This window comes from Caulobacter sp. GW821-FHT09B08 (assembly GCF_059418225.1).
This window is the reverse complement of the sequence record NZ_JBWKPL010000001.1, coordinates 979198-995094: the sequence shown is the minus strand read 5'-3', so window position 1 is coordinate 995094 and position 15897 is coordinate 979198. Positions and strand designations below refer to the sequence as shown.

At 69.2% G+C, this 15897-nt stretch carries 18 protein-coding genes and 1 pseudogene; 14 read left to right on the top strand and 5 right to left on the bottom strand.

Features of this window, described 5'->3' with window-relative positions:
• Positions 1-137 precede the first annotated feature (137 nt).
• Entirely contained in the window at positions 138-560 is a 423-nt protein-coding gene (locus AC07OA_RS04725; protein WP_494662601.1) for an SWIM zinc finger family protein, read from the top strand.
• A gap of 142 nt (positions 561-702) precedes the next feature.
• Here the strand turns inward: AC07OA_RS04725 and AC07OA_RS04720 are convergent, their stop codons facing one another.
• The gene (locus tag AC07OA_RS04720; RefSeq protein WP_494662600.1) at positions 703-2079 is read right to left on the bottom strand and encodes a pseudouridine synthase; all 1377 of its coding nucleotides are present in this window, start codon (positions 2077-2079) and stop codon (positions 703-705) included.
• A gap of 130 nt (positions 2080-2209) precedes the next feature.
• Here AC07OA_RS04720 and AC07OA_RS04715 point away from each other — a divergent pair, with 130 nt between their 5' ends.
• Genes AC07OA_RS04715 through AC07OA_RS04705 form a run of 3 tightly spaced genes read left to right on the top strand, consistent with a single transcriptional unit; the run spans position 2210 to position 3643 of the window.
• Complete coding sequence (locus tag AC07OA_RS04715; RefSeq protein WP_494662599.1) at positions 2210-2737, top strand: DUF7662 domain-containing protein; 528 nt, start codon at positions 2210-2212, stop codon at positions 2735-2737.
• Positions 2727-3152 carry a type II toxin-antitoxin system VapC family toxin gene (locus AC07OA_RS04710; protein ID WP_494662598.1) on the top strand — a complete coding sequence of 142 codons (426 nt, stop codon included), beginning with the start codon at positions 2727-2729 and terminating at the stop codon, positions 3150-3152. The genes AC07OA_RS04715 and AC07OA_RS04710 overlap by 11 nt, the downstream gene beginning before the upstream one ends.
• 2 nt (positions 3153-3154) lie before the next feature.
• Positions 3155-3643, top strand: coding sequence for a nucleoside deaminase (locus AC07OA_RS04705; protein ID WP_494662921.1), 489 nt, complete (start codon positions 3155-3157; stop codon positions 3641-3643).
• On the opposite strand, the gene AC07OA_RS04700 is transcribed toward AC07OA_RS04705, so the two are convergent.
• Entirely contained in the window at positions 3570-4058 is a 489-nt protein-coding gene (locus AC07OA_RS04700; protein ID WP_494662597.1) for a hypothetical protein, read from the bottom strand. The two genes, AC07OA_RS04705 and AC07OA_RS04700, sit on opposite strands and share 74 nt — an antisense overlap.
• Before the next feature lie 57 nt (positions 4059-4115).
• A complete protein-coding gene (locus AC07OA_RS04695) occupies positions 4116-4523 on the bottom strand; it encodes a hypothetical protein (RefSeq protein WP_494662596.1) in 408 nt (135 codons plus the stop codon).
• 118 nt (positions 4524-4641) lie between these two features.
• Here AC07OA_RS04695 and pseB point away from each other — a divergent pair, with 118 nt between their 5' ends.
• The 3 genes and pseudogenes from pseB to AC07OA_RS04680 all read left to right on the top strand — a co-directional run.
• Complete coding sequence (gene pseB, locus AC07OA_RS04690; RefSeq protein ID WP_494662595.1) at positions 4642-5676, top strand: UDP-N-acetylglucosamine 4,6-dehydratase (inverting); 1035 nt, start codon at positions 4642-4644, stop codon at positions 5674-5676.
• 1 nt (position 5677) lies between these two features.
• Positions 5678-6841 (top strand): UDP-4-amino-4,6-dideoxy-N-acetyl-beta-L-altrosamine transaminase, encoded by a 1164-nt coding sequence (pseC, locus tag AC07OA_RS04685; RefSeq protein WP_494662594.1) that lies wholly within the window; start codon positions 5678-5680, stop codon positions 6839-6841.
• 31 nt (positions 6842-6872) lie between these two features.
• A pseudogene (locus AC07OA_RS04680) lies at positions 6873-6986 on the top strand (hypothetical protein); the annotation flags it as partial.
• A gap of 4 nt (positions 6987-6990) precedes the next feature.
• Here AC07OA_RS04680 and AC07OA_RS04675 read toward each other — a convergent pair.
• A complete protein-coding gene (locus AC07OA_RS04675) occupies positions 6991-8697 on the bottom strand; it encodes a hypothetical protein (protein WP_494662593.1) in 1707 nt (568 codons plus the stop codon).
• A gap of 205 nt (positions 8698-8902) precedes the next feature.
• On the opposite strand from AC07OA_RS04675, the gene chvI reads away from it, so the two are divergent.
• The 6 genes from chvI (at position 8903) to AC07OA_RS04645 (ending at position 13109) form a co-directional block, all read left to right on the top strand.
• The gene (chvI, locus tag AC07OA_RS04670) at positions 8903-9613 is read left to right on the top strand and encodes a two-component response regulator ChvI (protein ID WP_494662592.1); all 711 of its coding nucleotides are present in this window, start codon (positions 8903-8905) and stop codon (positions 9611-9613) included.
• Between the two features lie 7 nt (positions 9614-9620).
• Complete coding sequence (gene chvG, locus AC07OA_RS04665; RefSeq protein WP_494662591.1) at positions 9621-11315, top strand: two-component sensor histidine kinase ChvG; 1695 nt, start codon at positions 9621-9623, stop codon at positions 11313-11315.
• Positions 11312-11746 carry an HPr kinase/phosphorylase gene (locus AC07OA_RS04660; protein ID WP_494662590.1) on the top strand — a complete coding sequence of 145 codons (435 nt, stop codon included), beginning with the start codon at positions 11312-11314 and terminating at the stop codon, positions 11744-11746. Before chvG ends, AC07OA_RS04660 begins: the two co-directional genes overlap by 4 nt.
• Positions 11747-11821: 75 nt before the next feature.
• Positions 11822-12229, top strand: a complete 408-nt coding sequence (locus AC07OA_RS04655; RefSeq protein ID WP_012288621.1) for a PTS sugar transporter subunit IIA — start codon at positions 11822-11824, stop codon at positions 12227-12229.
• Complete coding sequence (locus AC07OA_RS04650; RefSeq protein ID WP_494662589.1) at positions 12226-12504, top strand: HPr family phosphocarrier protein; 279 nt, start codon at positions 12226-12228, stop codon at positions 12502-12504. The genes AC07OA_RS04655 and AC07OA_RS04650 overlap by 4 nt, the downstream gene beginning before the upstream one ends.
• A 35-nt stretch (positions 12505-12539) precedes the next feature.
• The gene (locus tag AC07OA_RS04645) at positions 12540-13109 is read left to right on the top strand and encodes a hypothetical protein (protein ID WP_494662588.1); all 570 of its coding nucleotides are present in this window, start codon (positions 12540-12542) and stop codon (positions 13107-13109) included.
• A 116-nt stretch (positions 13110-13225) separates the two neighbouring features.
• Here AC07OA_RS04645 and bioB read toward each other — a convergent pair whose 3' ends face one another.
• Positions 13226-14245 (bottom strand): biotin synthase BioB, encoded by a 1020-nt coding sequence (gene bioB, locus AC07OA_RS04640; protein WP_494662587.1) that lies wholly within the window; start codon positions 14243-14245, stop codon positions 13226-13228.
• A 123-nt stretch (positions 14246-14368) separates the two neighbouring features.
• Here bioB and AC07OA_RS04635 point away from each other — a divergent pair, with 123 nt between their 5' ends.
• The gene (locus tag AC07OA_RS04635) at positions 14369-15892 is read left to right on the top strand and encodes a CYTH and CHAD domain-containing protein (protein WP_494662586.1); all 1524 of its coding nucleotides are present in this window, start codon (positions 14369-14371) and stop codon (positions 15890-15892) included.
• The last annotated feature ends 5 nt before the right edge of the window (positions 15893-15897 follow it).

Sequence of the window (15897 nt, the reverse complement as noted above, 5' to 3'; positions counted from 1 at the left end):
ATGGGGCGAAACCCTTGAAGCCGCGTAGGAAATTTCGAGGGGGCGGTGGGGCGAAAAAAGACCGCGAAAGTCGTGGGCCGATCGCGCCGATGCGGCTATGGGATCGTTCCCGCCGACCCCGCTTCGAGGAGCCCCGCATGAGCGCCGCCGACACTCTCTTCGACGTGGACGCCTGGCGCGGCCGCATGGACGAGCGCTGGTTTGAGAGCGGCGCGGCCATGGCCGAGCAGGGGGCGGTGGACCTGGTGGCCATCGAGGACGAGGCGGTCGCCGCCCACGTCACCGGCAGCGGCGGCGACCTCTATGTGGTCACCCTGCGCGCCCCCGACGGCGAGGGCGCCTGCACCTGCCCGGGCTTCGAGAAGTTCGGGGCCTGCAAGCACCAGGCGGCGGTGGTCGTGGCCGCCAACCTGCTGGACGCCACCGGGCGCGGCTATGTCCGCGAGCGCCTGGCCCGCCTGCGCGACGGCCTGGCCCTGGAAAGCAAGGACGCCCTGATCGAGCGCATCATCGACCTCGCCAAGCGCGACCCGAAGGTGCTGGCGGGGCTGGAGCGGTAGTTGCAGCTCTTAGGGTGTCATCCCGGACAAGCGCGTAGCGCGCCGATCCGGGACCGACCCGAAGCTCTGAGTTCACGCATCGGTCCCGGGTCTTCCCCCGGCTTTCGCCGGGGTGCGCCCGGGATGACAGCCGTGGATGAGTTCAGCGCTTGGCGCTCGGGCGCGGGCCACCCGGCTTGCCGCCCGGACGCGGACCGCTGCGAACCGTGCTCGGCTTGGCCCCCGGACGCGCTCCGCCGGGCTTGGCGGCCTTGGCCGGAGCTTCGCCCGACAGCTTGCCCCCAGTCTTCCCAGGGCGAGCTTCCTTGGCGGCGGTCTTCTCGGCCAGGGCCTTGTCGCGCACCCGCTTGTTGGCCGCCTCGCGCGGGGACAGGGCCTTGGGGCCGATGATCTTGGTCTCGATGGACTTCTTGCCCGGACGCGCGCCCGGCTTTCCCGCGCCGGCCTTGGCCGGACCCGACTTCGCGACCGGCTTCGCGCCCGTCTTGGCGACGATGACGGGCTTCTTCTTGGGTTTGGCCCAGCCGGGCTTGCGGACGAACTTCTCGGGCTCGGCCTTCTCCTCGGGCGTGATCACGGCCGCCGAGGTCAGCTTGCCGGCCCGGGGCACGCCGCGCCGCTGGACGTCGCCACCGCCCGCCTGGCCCGGCGCCTTCAGGGGCTCGGCCACGCCGCCGAACTTGGGCTTGTCGCCGGTGGGCATGTTCTCGGTGGGCACGATGCCTTCCAAGAGCTCGCGGATCACCCGGGGGCCGACTTCCTCGACCTGGCCCGGCAGCAGGGTGCCCAGGGCGAACGGGCCGTAGGACAGGCGGATCAGCCGGTTGACCTTCAGGCCAATGGCCTCCAGCACCTTGCGGACCTCGCGGTTCTTGCCTTCGCTGAGGGTGACGGTGATCCAGAGGTTCTTGCCGCCGGCCTTGTCCTGGGCCTTGTCGAGACGGGCCTCGATGGCGCCGTAGCGCACACCCTCGATGGTGATGCCCTTCTGCAGGCGGTCCAGCTTTTCCTGCGTGGTGACGCCGAACGCTCGCACCCGGTAGCGGCGCTGCCAGGCGTTCTGCGGCATCTCCAGCGCCCGCGACAGCTCGCCGTCGTTGGTCAGCAGCAGCAGGCCTTCGGAATTGAGGTCCAGGCGCCCGACGGAGATCACGCGCGGCAGGTCGCGCGGCAGGGTCTGGAAGACCGTCGGCCGGTTCTGCGGGTCGTTGTGCGAGGTCAGAAGGCCCGTGGGCTTGTGGTAGCGGAAGATCCGCGTCGGCTCGGGCTCGTCCACCATCTTGCCGTCGACGGTCAGGATGTCGCCGGGGCGCACCTTGACGGCGGGGGTGGTCAGCACCGTGCCGTTCAGCGCCACCTTGCCGCTCTCGATCAGCCGCTCGACCTCGCGCCGCGAGGCCACGCCCGACCGGGCCAGCAGCTTGGCGACGCGCTCGCCCTCTCCGCCCTCGCCGATCTCGTGGTCGTCTTGACCCAGGAGGGCGTTGTCATGCAGGTGGGGCTGGTATTTCTCGGTCATGGCGTCGTCCTTCAAGGGCTGGGCGCATCTCACGATGGGCGGCTTCCTGATGGCGCCGATCCGAATGGGGATCAAGGTGACAGTGTGTCAAAATAGTATATACTAAGTATATGTTGGAGGTCTCCGCGCTATGAAGTACGAGCCCTTGAAGCGCTATCTGGAAGGAACTTTCCAGCACGGCGAGGTGCGTCTCGATTTCGCTGAGATTGAGCGCATCCTGAGCTTCGCTCTGCCAGCTTCGGCCTACGAACATCCGGCTTGGTGGTCGAACACGCGCGTCGGGCACTCGCACGCCGCTGCTTGGCTCGACGCGGGATGGAAGACCGCAGCGCTCGACCGCGCGGCGCGGAGGATCAGCTTCGTCAGGGCGGATGACTTGCCTGGCGGTATGGCCGAGGAGCGCGCGCCATTTGAACATCGAGACGCAGAGGCGATTGTGTTGTCGCGCGGCGTGCTCAGTTCGCGCGCCCTGCGCATGATCGACTATCATGTCGAGACCAACGGCGGCGACCGGGTCAGCGCCTGCGCCGCCCTGCTCGACCAGTTGGCCGAGGATCGGCTCGCGGCGATGTTCGACTGGTTTCAGAAGGCTTCGAAGCCATCCATGATCTCCAGCGCCGAATTGATCCGCGAGGACCGGGACAGTGATGACCGGTGAGGTCGTGCTGGATGCCTCGGTCGCTGCAGACCATTTCTTCCCGGGGCCAGGTTCAATCGTGGCGCGTGCGTTCATAAAGTCCGGGGCGCGGATGATCGTGCCGGATCTGATCTTCGCCGAGTTCGCCTCGGTCGCGATCAAGTTCGTCCGACGCGGCCTTGTTCCGACGGCGGTCGCGCGCGACGCTATCGCGCGGCTTCCGCTCTTGATCCATGAGGTCGTCTCCCTGGGCGATCTGGCCGGCCTCGCCTATGACTTGGCGGCCGAGCGCAGCTTTTCGACCTACGACGCCGTCTACCTGGCCCTAGCGCGTAAGCGTGGCCTCGCCCTGGTCACGGCCGATGCGAAGCTTGCTAGAAGGGCCGTCGACATGGGCCTGGCCGGCTATGTCCGCCTGTTGACACCGGAGTCCTGATCATCGCTGTCGCTCCACCTTCGAACCTCCCGCTCACCGACGAAGCCGCCATGGCCCTGGCCCTCGACGAGGCCCGCGCCGCCGCCGCGCGGGGCGAGACGCCGGTGGGGGCGGTGATCCTGGATCCGAGGACGGGCGAGGTGATCGCCAGGGCCGGCAACGGTCCCATCGGCGCCCATGACCCCACGGCCCACGCCGAGATCGCAGCCATGCGGATCGCGGCCGCCAAGCTGGAAAACTATCGCCTGACCGACCTCACCCTGGTGGTGACGCTGGAGCCCTGCGCCATGTGCGCCGGCGCCATCAGCCACGCCCGCATCGGCCGGGTGGTGTTCGGCGCCGAGGACCCCAAGGGCGGGGCGGTGCTGCACGGTCCGAAGTTCTTCGCCCAGCCCACCTGCCACTGGCGGCCGGAGGTCACGGGCGGGGTGATGGCGGAGGAAAGCGCCGAACTGCTGCGGGGGTTCTTCCGGGCGCGGCGGAAGAAGTAGGGGTCTGGGGACCTGCGATCAGGACAAAGAGGGTCGCCGGCAGGACGAACATCGCCATGCAGATCAGGGGCAAGGTCACGTCCGCCACATCAAGGGGCATGTCCTGCTGCAGATGAAGCCAGGCCAAAACCATCAGGGTCGCCAAGGCTCCCAGCGCTGCCGCAGCCATCAAGGTGTCGATCCTCGAGCGCCTTCCCAGTCGATCGAGGATCAAGCGTAGGCCCCATCCGACGCCGTAGATGATCGGCGCCGTGAGTTTGAGGAAGCCCGCCGCGTCGCTGGCCCATTTCTCCGGTTGGGTCTGCGAATAGCTGGATATGTACCGTCCGTAGAGGAAATACAGCGCGGGCACGAGCAGCGCGGCGAGAATGGCGGCCAGGTGCAGTCTGACGAGCTGGAAAATGCGAATGTTCACGGCGGCGCTCCCAGGCCATAGTGGCATGGCGAAAGCGTCGGCGGCGTCAAGAAGCTGTCAATTCACCATCGCCGAGCCCAGCAGCACCTTCGTCCCCTTCTTCCCCAAAGCCTTGTCGGCGGCGTCCTGCAGCTTGACGCCCAGGTAGTTGAGGTCCGGCGGGGCGCCGCGCGGCATGCCGGCGGTGTAGGTCATCAGGGTCTGGACGAAGGCGGCGCGCAGGCGGGGCTCCGACTGTTGCGTGAACTCCATCAGCTTGGGGTCCTTGGCCTCCACCCCCACCTCCAGGGTCAGCACGCCCCGGCGGCCGTCGCGGCGGATGGTGGTGGCGGTCAGGGGCTGGAGCGCCAGATAGGTCGGCGGCGCCTTCTTCTCCTCCTTGCCGTGACCGGCGAAGGCGGGCGGAGCGGCCAGGCTGGCGGCGGCCAGCAGGGACAGGGCGGAGAGGGTCAGGGCGCGGCGCATGAGCCCTTGTGGCACGACGTGGTTGACGTCCTCTTTACGTCTGGCGCGGATAAAGGGCCGTTAACCATGACTCGTCCCGTGCGCGTATGATGGCCGCCGGGGGCTCAGGAGGCTGAAATTGGGGCGCTTTTCACCGAAAACCCTCGATCTGGACGGCAAGGTCATCCTGGTGACCGGCGGCACCGGCTCGTTCGGCCGCCGCTTCATCGAGACCGTCCTGCGACGCGCCAAGCCGCGTAAGGTCATCATCTATTCCCGCGACGAATTGAAGCAGAGCGACATGCAGCTGGAGATGCGCGAGCTCTTCGGCGAGGAAATCTACGCCAAGCTGCGCTTCTTCATCGGCGACGTGCGCGACCGCGAGCGCCTGACCCTGGCCCTGCGCGGGGTCGACATCGTCATCCACGCCGCCGCCCTCAAGCAGGTGCCGGCGGCCGAGTACAACCCGTCCGAATGCATCCACACCAACGTGCTGGGCGCCGAGAACGTGGTCTGGGCCAGCCTGACCAATCACGTGAAGCAGGTGGTGGCCCTGTCGACCGACAAGGCCTGCAACCCGATCAACCTCTATGGCGCCACCAAGCTGGCCTCGGACAAGACGTTCGTGGCGGCCAACAACCTGTCGGGCGACATCGGCACGCGCTTCGCCGTGGTGCGCTACGGCAATGTGGTGGGTTCGCGCGGCAGCGTGGTGCCGCTCTACAAGCGTCTGCTGAGCCAGGGGGCCACCGAGCTGCCGGTCACCGACGCGCGCATGACCCGCTTCTGGATCACCCTGAACCAGGGAGTGGAGTTCGTGCTGTCGTCGCTGGAGATCATGCGCGGCGGCGAGATCTTCGTGCCCAAGATCCCGTCCATGACCATGCCCGACCTCGTCCAGGCCATGTCGCCGGGGGCCGGGGTCAAGATCGTCGGCATCCGTCCGGGCGAGAAGCTGCACGAGATGATGATCAGCGCCGACGACGCCCGCGCCACGGTCGAGCTGGAAGACCGCTACGTGATCGAGCCCACCTTCGTGGAATATCCGCGCAAGCCCTTCCGGGGCGAGGCGAGCGCCAAGGACGTGGCCGAGGGCTTCTCCTACAGCAGCGACAGCAACGACGACTGGCTCAGCGAGGACGGCCTGAACGCCATGCTGGCCGAGAAGGCCTAGGATGTCGGACCTGCCGTTCCTCCCCTACGGCCGTCAGACCATCGAGGACGACGACGTGGCGGCGGTGGCGGCGGCCCTGCGCGCCGATTTCCTGACGACGGGCCCGACCGTCGAGGCCTTCGAGACCGCCTTCAAGCAGAAGGTCGGGGCCGAGCACGCCATCGCCGTGGCCAACGGCACCGCCACCCTGCACCTGGCGATGCTGGCGCTGGGCGTGGGGGAGGGCGACGTCTGCATCGCCCCTTCGGTCACCTTTCTGGCGACGGCCAACTGCGCCCGCTATGTCGGGGCCGAGGTGGTGTTCGCCGACGTCGATCCGGGCAGCGGCCTGATGACGCCCGACACCCTGGCTGAAGCCTTGAAACGCGCAGGCGACCGCCGGGTGAAGGCGGTGCTGCCGGTGCACCTGCGCGGCGACGTCTGCGACCTGCCGGCCCTGAAGGCCCTGGCCGACGACGTCGGCGCGGTGCTGGTCGAGGACGCGCCCCACGCCCTGGGCTCGGTCGGGACCTTCGACGGCGTCGCCCATCCGGTCGGCGACGGCGCCTATTCCAGCTTCGCCAGCTTCTCGTTCCACCCGGTCAAGACGCTCGCCACGGGCGAGGGCGGCATGCTGACCACCAACGACGCCGCCCTGGCGGCGCGGGCGCGGTCCCTGCGCGGCCACGGCATGGTTCGCCCCGCCGGGGCCGATCCGTGGTGGTACGAGATGCCGGAGCTCGGCTTCAACTACCGCATCCCCGACGTGCTCTGCGCCCTGGGCATCTCGCAGCTCGCCAAGCTCGACCGCTTTGTGGCGCGGCGAAAGGCGCTGACAGCGCTCTACGTCGAGCAACTGTCAGGCCAGGCGCGTGTGAAGCTCGCCGCCAGCCCCGCCTGGTCCGACCCGGCCCTGCACCTGCTGACCGTGCTGATCGACTTCGAAGCCTTGGGAACCACCCGCCGCGCGGTGGTCGAGGCCTTGAAGGCCAAGGGCGTCGGCAGTCAGGTCCATTACATCCCGGTCCACAGCCAGCCCTACTACCAGGCCCGCTATGGCGTCCTTGATTTGCCGGGGGCTGACGCCTGGTACGCGCGGTGCCTGACGCTGCCGCTGTATCCGGGCATGGCGGACGGCGACGTTGAGCGGGCGGTCGAGGCGCTGAAGGCGGCGCTGGGGGGGTGATTGCCCCCTCTCCCAGAGGGAGAGGGTCGGGGTGAGGGGTTACGGCGTTCGACGGAGCGCCGGCACGCCGTCAAGCCTCGTAACCCCTCACCCTCCCATCGCTTCGCGACGGGTCCCTCCCTCTCCCTCTGGGAGAGGGGCAATAATCCCTAAGCCGCCGCCTTCGTCACCATGCCCTTGAGCAGGTCCATGGTCTCGGGCGAGCCGGCCAGTTCCTCGCGGGATTCCGGCGCTCGGGCGAGCTTCATCACTTCGGTTTTCGCCTTGTCGGCGACCGGGCCGCTGGGACCGGCCTCGCCCATGGCCAGCTTGATCAGCAGGGCCATCTTCTGGGGCAGGGGCGCGGGGGCGCGGACCAGCATCTGGATCAGGCGGGCGTCGGCCTCGATCATGCCGCCCACTTCGCCCAGGCGCGCGCAGAGCGGTTCGTAGTCCTCGACCACCAGGCCCGAGCGGATCAGCGATCTCTGCAGGGCCGCCAGCGCCGCCAGCTTGGCGGCCGGCGAGTCCGGTCCCTGGCGCAGCTCGCGCTCGAAGCGCAGGGCCAGGACATTGGCCGACAGCCAGCGGGCGGCCATGCGCTTGTTGACCGCGCCCATGACGTTCTCGGCCAGGCGGATCAGCATCTGGATCTCCTCGCGCGACGAGCGGTCGCGACCGAGCAGGGCCTCGATGAACTCGCCGTTCAGGAGGGTCTTGGAGCGGGTGGTGAAGGCGCTGGTGATGTCTTCCGGCGGCAGGATGCGGCCGGCGGCGGCGGTCAGGGCCATGGCCAGGGCGCGCAGATATTCGATCTCGGCCTCGGCGTCCGAGGGCTTCAGGCGCCGCACGCCGTTCAGTTCTTTGAGCACCCGCTTGGCGATCGAGAGGCGCACGGCCGGGAACTCGTCCTTGGCCAGCCACTCGCCCAGGCGCTTGGCGGTGCCCGACAGCTCCGGCATGCAGTTGCGCACGCCGGGTTCGATCTTGATCAACCCCTCGACTTGGGCGCCGCCCGACAGGCGGGTCATGGCGGCCAGGGTGGTGCCGAGGTCGGCGTCGTTCTCGCCCAGGAGGTCGGCCATGCCGGCCTTGGAGCCGATGATCTCCGACAGCGGCGTCTCGATGGCGGCCAGGGCCGCGGCGCGGGCCTTGGGCTCGGTCGGGGCCGCATCGGCCAGGTCCAGCAGGCGGGCGATCTTCTCGGACCAGTTCTTGCCCGGGGCGATCGAGGCGGCGACCCCGGCCCCTAGCAGGAAGGCGCGGTCCGGATCGGCCACCAGGCGCTCGGCGGCGCGGGCGAAGCCTTCCTTGTCGAGGTCCGGCAGCTGGCCCTTCTTGAAGGCCTTCATCAGGTTGGCGACGGTGCGTTCGACCAGGCCCTGGAAGGTGCGGATCAGTTCGTGGACCGACATGCCCCGGGCCTCGGCCTCGGGGATGGCGATCTTCTGCAGGGCGTGCTGCAGGTCGGTGCCGGAGGCTTCCAGCTTCTCGACCAAGTCGGGGCGGTGCAGCAGCTCGAACGGGGTGGCGTTGTGGCGGGCCAGCCAGCCGTCCAGCAGGCGGCCGATCCGGTCGCGGGCGTGGGCGGTGTAGAGGTCGGCGGGCTGGACGCAGAGCGGGTCGAGGTCTTCCTGGACCTTCTTGGGCTTGCCGCCGTCGACCAGGCCCTTGGTGAAGATCGAGATCGACTTGTATTCGCGGGTCTCGGGGTCGAGGGTTTCCTTGCTGACGCGCACGGCGACGGCGCGGCCTTGCTCCAGCGCCTCCTCGGCCGTGGCCAGGGCGTGGGTGCGGATCTCGGTGGCCATGTCGAGCGTCCACTGCGCGCCGGGCTTGCGGCGCACGAACAGCTCGTAATGGACTTGGTCGCTCATCGGCAAAGGGCTCCCCGAGCGGCTGTTATGGGATACAAGACCTTAAGGTGAGGTTGCCGAAGGGCCGCCTTGGCCGGGGTGCGCCGCATTGACGCCACGCTGGAGCCGCAAAAGGCGGGGAAAGCTTTGCCGCGCCACGCGTTGTAGGGCGAGGCGCCGGTCGATAGTATCGGCAGGCAAACCGCGAAAGGACCCATAGGGCTCTATGGCCGACATTACTCTCATCGACGACGACGAGAACATCGTCGCTTCGGTCTCGCTGGCCCTGGAAAGCCATGGGCATGTGGTCAAGGCTTATTATGACGGCGCGTCGGGGCTCGACGCGGTCGAGAGCCAGGCGCCCGATCTGGTGATCCTCGACGTCAAGATGCCGCGCATGGACGGCATGGAAGTGCTGCGCCGCCTGCGTCAGACCACCGAGATCCCGGTGATCATGCTGACGTCCAAGGACGACGAGATCGACGAGATCCTGGGCTTCAACCTCGGGGCCGACGACTACATCCACAAGCCGTTCAGCCAGCGCCTGCTGCTGGAGCGGGTCAAGGCCGTGCTGCGCCGGGCCCGTCCGGACGAGGAGGACACCACCGTCGGCGCGGCCGGGGCGGCCAACTCCAAGATCATGAAGCGCGGCAAGCTGACGCTCGACTCGGCGCGTCACGACAGCCTGTGGGACGGCAAGCCGGTGCGCCTGACGGTCACCGAGTTCCTCCTGCTGCAGTCGCTGGCCCAGCGCCCCGGCTTCGTGAAGAGCCGCGACAACCTGATGGACGCCGCCTACGACGATCAGGTCTATGTCGACGACCGCACCATCGACAGCCACATCAAGCGGATGCGCAAGAAGTTCCGCCAGGTCGATCCGGAATTCGATTCCATCGAGACCCTGTACGGCGTCGGCTACCGCTACCGCGAATCCTGATCCCGCCGTGGGATCGGACCTCGCAGATCGGCCGAAACGGCGGGTGACCTGGCCTCAGGTCGGCTGGCCGAGATTCGCGTGGCCGAAAGGCTCGCGGCTGGGCCGGCTGATCATCGGGCTGAACGTCCTGGCCCTGACCGTGCTGCTGGGCGGGGCGCTGGTGCTCAACGAGCTGCGCAGCGGCCTGATTCAGGCGCGCATCGACAGCCTGACCACCCAGGGCGAGCTGATCGCCAACGTCATCGACCTGGCCGCCACCGAGGGCGACCCCGAGCCGCGCCTGGACCCCGACCAGGCCAGCGCCATCCTCGAGCGGCTGTTCATCCCGCGCTCACAGCGGGCGCGCCTGTTCGACGCCAACGGCGTGCAGCTGGCCGACAGCTACATCGTCGCCGACCGGGTGGAGTCCAAGGTCCTGCCGCCGGCCCGCAAGCCGGGGCAGAGCGCCTTCGGCCTGAAGACCGACGATCCCGACGCCCGCCCCCTGGCGGCCGAGGCGGCGCGCGACGCCCTGGCCGCCGAGATCGCCCAGGCCAAGCTGGGCGAGCCCGTGGCCGGCACGCGCCGCGACGAGATGGGCGAGCGGGTGGTGTCGGTGTCGATCCCGATCCAGCACGTGCGCGCGGTCCTGGGGGTCCTGACCCTCGAAGCCGGGGACGTCGACCAGATCATCGCCGCCGAGCGCAAGGCCCTGCTGCCCTTCGCCCTGATCGCCGCGGCCACCACCCTGATCTCGTCGTTCCTGCTCAACCGCCTGATCGCCCAGCCGGTGCTGCGCATGGCCAGCGCCGCCGACCGCGTGCGCCTGGACGGGGCGCGGGCCATCTCCCTGCCCGACATCTCCGACCGCAAGGACGAGCTGGGCGACCTGTCGCGGGCCCTGGAGGAGATGACCGACTCCATGTCCGAGCGGATGGACGCCATCGAGCGCTTCGCCGCCGACGTGGCCCACGAGATCAAGAATCCCCTGACCTCGATCCGCTCGGCCATCGAGACCCTGGATCTGGTCACCGACCCGGCCGCCAGGGCGCGGCTGCTGGCCATCCTCCAGCAGGACGTCACGCGGCTGGACCGGCTGGTCACCGACATCTCCAACGCCTCGCGACTGGACGCGGAGCTGTCGCGCGAGGCGCCCCGCGCCTTCGAGCTGAACCTGCTGCTGGCCGAGGTGATCCACCTCTACGAGGCCCAGCTGCGGCCCGGCGAGGCCCCCGGCAGCGTGCGGGTGACCTTCGACGCCAAGGCCGCGCCCCAGCACGCCCGGATCGTGGCCCGCGAGACCCCCGTCGGGCAGGTGTTCCGCAACCTGATCGACAACGCCCGCTCGTTCAGCGCCGCCGACGGCGAGGTGCGGGTGACCCTGACCCGCGACCACGGCCTGCGCGACCACCACAACCGGCTGATCGTCACGGTCGACGACGACGGCCCGGGGATCCCGCCCGAAAACCTGGAGACCATCTTCGAGCGCTTCTACACCTCGCGGCCCAAGGGCAAGGCGTTCGGCGGCAATTCGGGCCTGGGCCTGTCGATCGCCCGCCAGATCGTCGAGGCGCACGGCGGGACCATGCGGGCCGAGAACCGCAAGGACGCCGAGGGCAATGTGGTCGGGGCGCGCTTCCGGGTCGACCTGCCCGAGGCCGGCGCCCAGGGCCATCACCACGGTCAACGCGACGCCCAGCGCGACGGCGGCGGACGCGAATGATCCGCCACGCCGGCCTGATCGCCCGCCGGATCGCCGGCGCCTGGCGCGGGGCCCTGATCGAAGGACCGTCCGGCGTGGGCAAGAGCGACCTGGCGCTGCGGGCCCTGGACCAGGGCTTTTCCCTGGTGGCTGACGACCGCACCCTGGTGTTCGTCTCGGGCGGCAAGCTCCACGGCCGCGCGCCCGACGCCCTGGCCGGCCTGATCGAGGCGCGGGGCGTGGGGGTGCTGGCCCAGCCGCACCTGCCGTTCTGCCGGATCGAGATCCTGGTCCGCTGCGTGGATCGGCCGCAGGCGGTGGAGCGCCTCCCCGACCCCATGTTCGAGGACATCGAGGGCGTCTCCGTGCCGGTCTTCGAACTGTGGCCTCTGGAACCCGCCGCGCCGGGGAAAATCGGACGCATGTTTGAGCATCTTGGAGTCGCCGGCTAACAAGCGTATCAAGACGACCCGCGCGGCCCTCCCTGGCCGCCACGGGTTATGGGGATCCCGTTTGAGAGATCAGGCATGATCGGGCTCGTGATTGTCACGCACGGGCGGCTGGCGGAGGAGTTCGTCTCCGCCATGGAGCATGTGGTGGGGCCGCAGAGCGCGGTCGCGGCCATCTGCATCGGTCCGGAAGACGACATGGAGCGTCGCCGGTCCGACATTCTGAAGGCGTGCGCCGCGGTCGACACCGACGGCGGCGGCGTGATTCTGCTGACCGACATGTTCGGCGGCACGCCGTCGAACCTGGCCATCTCGGTGATGGAGCAGACCAAGGCCGAGGTCATCGCGGGCCTGAACCTGCCGATGCTGATCAAGCTGGCCAGCGTGCGCCAGCGCGAGACCCTGCAGGCCTGCGTCGCCCACGCCCAGGAGGCTGGACGCAAATATATCTCCGTGGCCTCCTACGTGCTCGCGGGAGAGAAGTGAGTCGCATGGCGACGCGCACGGTCGAGATCGTCAACGAACGGGGGCTGCACGCCCGCGCCTCGGCCAAGTTCGTCAAGCTGGCCTCGGGCTTCGACGCCGAGGTCACCGTGGCCCGCGAGGGCACCTCCGTCGACGCCCGCTCGATCATGGGCCTGATGATGCTGGCCGCCGGCATCGGCTCGACCATCGACATCGAAGCCGAGGGGCCGGAAGCCGACGCCGCCGTCGAGGCGCTGGTGGAGCTGGTGTCGAACCGGTTCGACGAGGAGCGCTAGGCGCTGGCGCCGCATCCTTCCGGCTTGAATCCAAGGTGACGTCGAACATGGGCCGGCAAAAACCCGATTCCGAACTCTCGCGCTGGATAGGCGATGCTCAGGAGCGTCCTGTCGTGGTCAGGAGTTCGGCCGGGCTCAATGTTCTCGCCTTGGCCGCGTTTGGCGCGGGAACCCTCTTCCTGGCGAAGATGGCCATATTCGATATTTCGCCCCTGGTCACTCGAGGCGGGCCATTCATCCTAGTCGTGCTCGTCTTCGTAGGGCTGTTGGCGGCGTTCACGGGGTATTGTTCGTACGCCCTGCTGCGGCGCTGCTTCAATCCGCCATCGGTGACCTTGTCGCCCGAGGGCGTGTCCCTGCAGATGGACGGCAGGACCCGGCGTCTTCAGTGGTCGGAAATCACGAGTGTCGAGATCACGCGGGTCGACGGCCCGCGTGGGCCATCGTCGTGGATCACGTTCAACGGCCGCAAGATGTTCAGGGCCAAGGAAACGCCGCTCGGCGACTTGTGCATCCCGGATATCTGGGTGGTCGAGCTTCAAGAGCTGGTGGAAGCCCTGGAGAGGGGCCGAAAGCGGTTCTCTTCCCAAGGCCCGCGGCCCTGACCGGGACGGTGGCCATGGCGCGCGGCGAGCGCGGCCCGGTTTCCCGTTCCGCCCCGGCCGACGTCACGCGCGCCGAGACGCGAGAGCGCTAGAAGCGACCTGTCGCGCCGACCTTGCTACTCCGCCGCCACCGCTTCCGGCGCGACCGCCTTCGCCGAGCCCATCGGGCGCATGCCCAGGTCGTGGAACAGCTTGCTGTCGTCGTCCATGTTCGGCAGCGGCGTCGTGAGCAGCTTGCCGCCGACGAAGATCGAGTTGGCGCCGGCCAGGAAGCACAGGGTCTGCAGCTCGCGGCTCATCTCGTCGCGGCCGGCCGACAGGCGGACCATCGATTTCGGACAGACGATCCGGGCCACGGCGATGGTGCGGACGAACTCCAGCGAGTCGATGGCCTTGGCGCCGTCCTTCAGGATCGCGTCGCCCAGCGGCGTGCCGCTGACCGGCACCAAGCCGTTGATCGGCAGGCTGTCGGGATGGCTGGGAAGGGTGGCCAACTGGCGCAGCAGGCTGGCGCGGTCGCGGCGGGTCTCGCCCATGCCGACGATGCCGCCGCAGCAGGTGCTCATGCCCGCGTCGCGTACATAGGCCAGGGTGTCCAGGCGTTCCTGATAGGTGCGGGTCGAGACCACGTCGCCGTAGTACTCGGGGCCGGTGTCGAGGTTGTGGTTGTAGTAGTCGAGCCCGGCGTCCTTCAGTTCCTTGGCCTGCTCGGGGGTGAGCATGCCCAAGGTGGCGCAGGTCTCCATGCCCAGGGCCTTCACCCCCCCGATCATGGCGGCGAGCTTCGGCAGGTCGCGGTCCTTCAGCTCGCGCCAGGCCGCGCCCATGCAGAAGCGCTGGGCGCCGCCGTCGCGGGCTTCCTTGGCCTTGGCGATCACGACGTCGGCGTCCATCAGCTTCTCGGCCTTCAGGCCGGTCTTGAAGTGGGCGCTCTGGCTGCAATAGCCGCAGTTCTCGGCGCAGCCGCCGGTCTTGACCGACAGCAGCTGCGACAGCTGCAGTTCCGACGGATCGAACCAGGCCCGGTGCACGGTGGCGGCCTGGAAGACCAGCTCCATGAAGGGCAGGTCGAACAGAGCTTCCACCTGGGGAAGCGTCCAGTCGTAGCGGGGCTCGGCGGCGTTGATCTGCGTCATGGCGCGCAGGTTTGGACTCGGCCACACCGATTGGCAAGCACGCGACGCGTGCGAACGCGCTCAATTCCTTGCCCGGACTGGGCTGGGGGAGCCAAAAACCGCCAGCCCGGTTATAATCGCCGCATGGACCACGAAATCGAGCTGAAGTTCCTGATCGCCCCGGAGGCGTCGAACGCGGTCCTGGCCCGCCTGGAAGGGCGGGAGGCGGTGCGGCAGCTCGACGCCACCTATTTCGACACGGCCGAACACGCCCTGCGCAAGGCGGGCTTCGGCCTGCGGGTGCGCGACGGCGAGAACGGCCGCAAGCAGACCCTGAAATCGGCCTCGTCGGGCGGGGTGTTCGCGCGCGGGGAGTGGGAGAACGCGGTGGACGGGCCCGAGCCCGACCGCGAACTGCTGGCCAAGACCCCGGCCGCCAAGGTCATCAACGGCGACGCCCTGACCCCGGTCTTCGCCACCAATGTCAGGCGGGTGATCCGCCTGGTCGAGCGCGACGGGGCGATCATCGAGGCGGCTCTGGACCAGGGCGAGCTGCTGGCCAACGAGCGCCGGGCGGCGGTCAGCGAGCTGGAGCTGGAGCTGAAGGCCGGCGCCCCGCGCGTGCTGTTCGACCTGGCCCGGGACCTCGCCGCCCACGCGCCCCTGCGCCTGTCGCTGGTCAGCAAGGCCGAGCGCGGCTACGCCCTGGCGCTGGACGAGCCGGACGGTCCGCGCCCCGAAGCTCCGCTGGACCTGGACGCCACCACGGGCGAGGCCTTGCAGGCCCTGGGGCGCACGGCGCTGTGCCGCCTGTGCGCCGCCGCCGAGTCCCTTCGGACCCGTCCCGGCCCCGAGCGGGTGCACAAGCTGCGGGTGGCCGCCCGCCGGTTCCGCGCCCTCCTTTCCACCTTCAAGGCTCTGGCCGGTGATCCGGCTGCCGTCCACGTCAAGGCCGAGCTGAAGTGGCTGGCCGACCAGCTAGGTTCGGCGCGCAATCTGGATGTCTTCATCGCCGACGTCTGGCGGCCGGCGGTCGAGAGCCAGCCGGCCAACGATCCGGCGGACGCCGCCGCCCAGGACGAGGCCCGCGCCCTGGCCGCCTTCGGCAAGGCCCTGCTGGCCGCTCAGACGGAGGCCTACGCCCGGGCCGACGCGGCCGTGGACAGCGCCCGCTTCCGGTCGCTCGCCATCGACGCCGCCGCCTGGCTGGAGGCCGGCGCCTGGACGCTCGACAAGCGGCTGGAAAAGGTCCGCGCCCGCCCCGCCGCCGCCTTCGCCGCCGAGGCCCTGGACAAGCGCCGCAAGAAGATCCGCAAGGACGGTCGGGACCTAGCCGCCCTCAGCCCCGAGGACCGCCATCATCTGCGTATCCGGGGCAAGAAGCTGCGCTACGCCGTCGAGGACCTGGGCGGGCTGTTCCCCGATCACCCCAGGCGGCTGGAGCGCTTCGTCGCGGCGACCAAGGACTTGCAGGACGCCCTGGGCCTGCTCAACGACCAGGCCGGCCGTGAGGCCCTGGCCCGGGAGGTGGCGCTGTCGTGCGACGACCCCGAGGCCGCCTTCGCCGCCGGCCGGCTGACGGCGGGCGCCGCCGAGCACAACGCCGAGTTGCTGGCCGAGGCCCAAGGGGCTTATGTGACCTTCGCGGAGGCCAAGCGCTTCTGGTGAGGTCT

What these genes read in the sequence shown, in the direction of transcription:
- AC07OA_RS04660 (WP_494662590.1), top strand. Translation starts at nt 11,312, where the DNA reads ATGATCCGCCACGCCGGCCTGATCGCCCGCCGGATCGCCGGCGCCTGG.
- AC07OA_RS04715 (WP_494662599.1), top strand. Translation starts at nt 2,210, where the DNA reads ATGAAGTACGAGCCCTTGAAGCGCTATCTGGAAGGAACTTTCCAGCAC.
- bioB (WP_494662587.1), bottom strand. Translation starts at nt 14,245, where the DNA reads ATGACGCAGATCAACGCCGCCGAGCCCCGCTACGACTGGACGCTTCCC.
- AC07OA_RS04695 (WP_494662596.1), bottom strand. Translation starts at nt 4,523, where the DNA reads ATGCGCCGCGCCCTGACCCTCTCCGCCCTGTCCCTGCTGGCCGCCGCC.
- AC07OA_RS04725 (WP_494662601.1), top strand. Translation starts at nt 138, where the DNA reads ATGAGCGCCGCCGACACTCTCTTCGACGTGGACGCCTGGCGCGGCCGC.
- AC07OA_RS04675 (WP_494662593.1), bottom strand. Translation starts at nt 8,697, where the DNA reads ATGAGCGACCAAGTCCATTACGAGCTGTTCGTGCGCCGCAAGCCCGGC.
- AC07OA_RS04655 (WP_012288621.1), top strand. Translation starts at nt 11,822, where the DNA reads ATGATCGGGCTCGTGATTGTCACGCACGGGCGGCTGGCGGAGGAGTTC.
- AC07OA_RS04635 (WP_494662586.1), top strand. Translation starts at nt 14,369, where the DNA reads ATGGACCACGAAATCGAGCTGAAGTTCCTGATCGCCCCGGAGGCGTCG.
- chvI (WP_494662592.1), top strand. Translation starts at nt 8,903, where the DNA reads ATGGCCGACATTACTCTCATCGACGACGACGAGAACATCGTCGCTTCG.
- pseC (WP_494662594.1), top strand. Translation starts at nt 5,678, where the DNA reads ATGTCGGACCTGCCGTTCCTCCCCTACGGCCGTCAGACCATCGAGGAC.
- AC07OA_RS04720 (WP_494662600.1), bottom strand. Translation starts at nt 2,079, where the DNA reads ATGACCGAGAAATACCAGCCCCACCTGCATGACAACGCCCTCCTGGGT.
- AC07OA_RS04710 (WP_494662598.1), top strand. Translation starts at nt 2,727, where the DNA reads ATGACCGGTGAGGTCGTGCTGGATGCCTCGGTCGCTGCAGACCATTTC.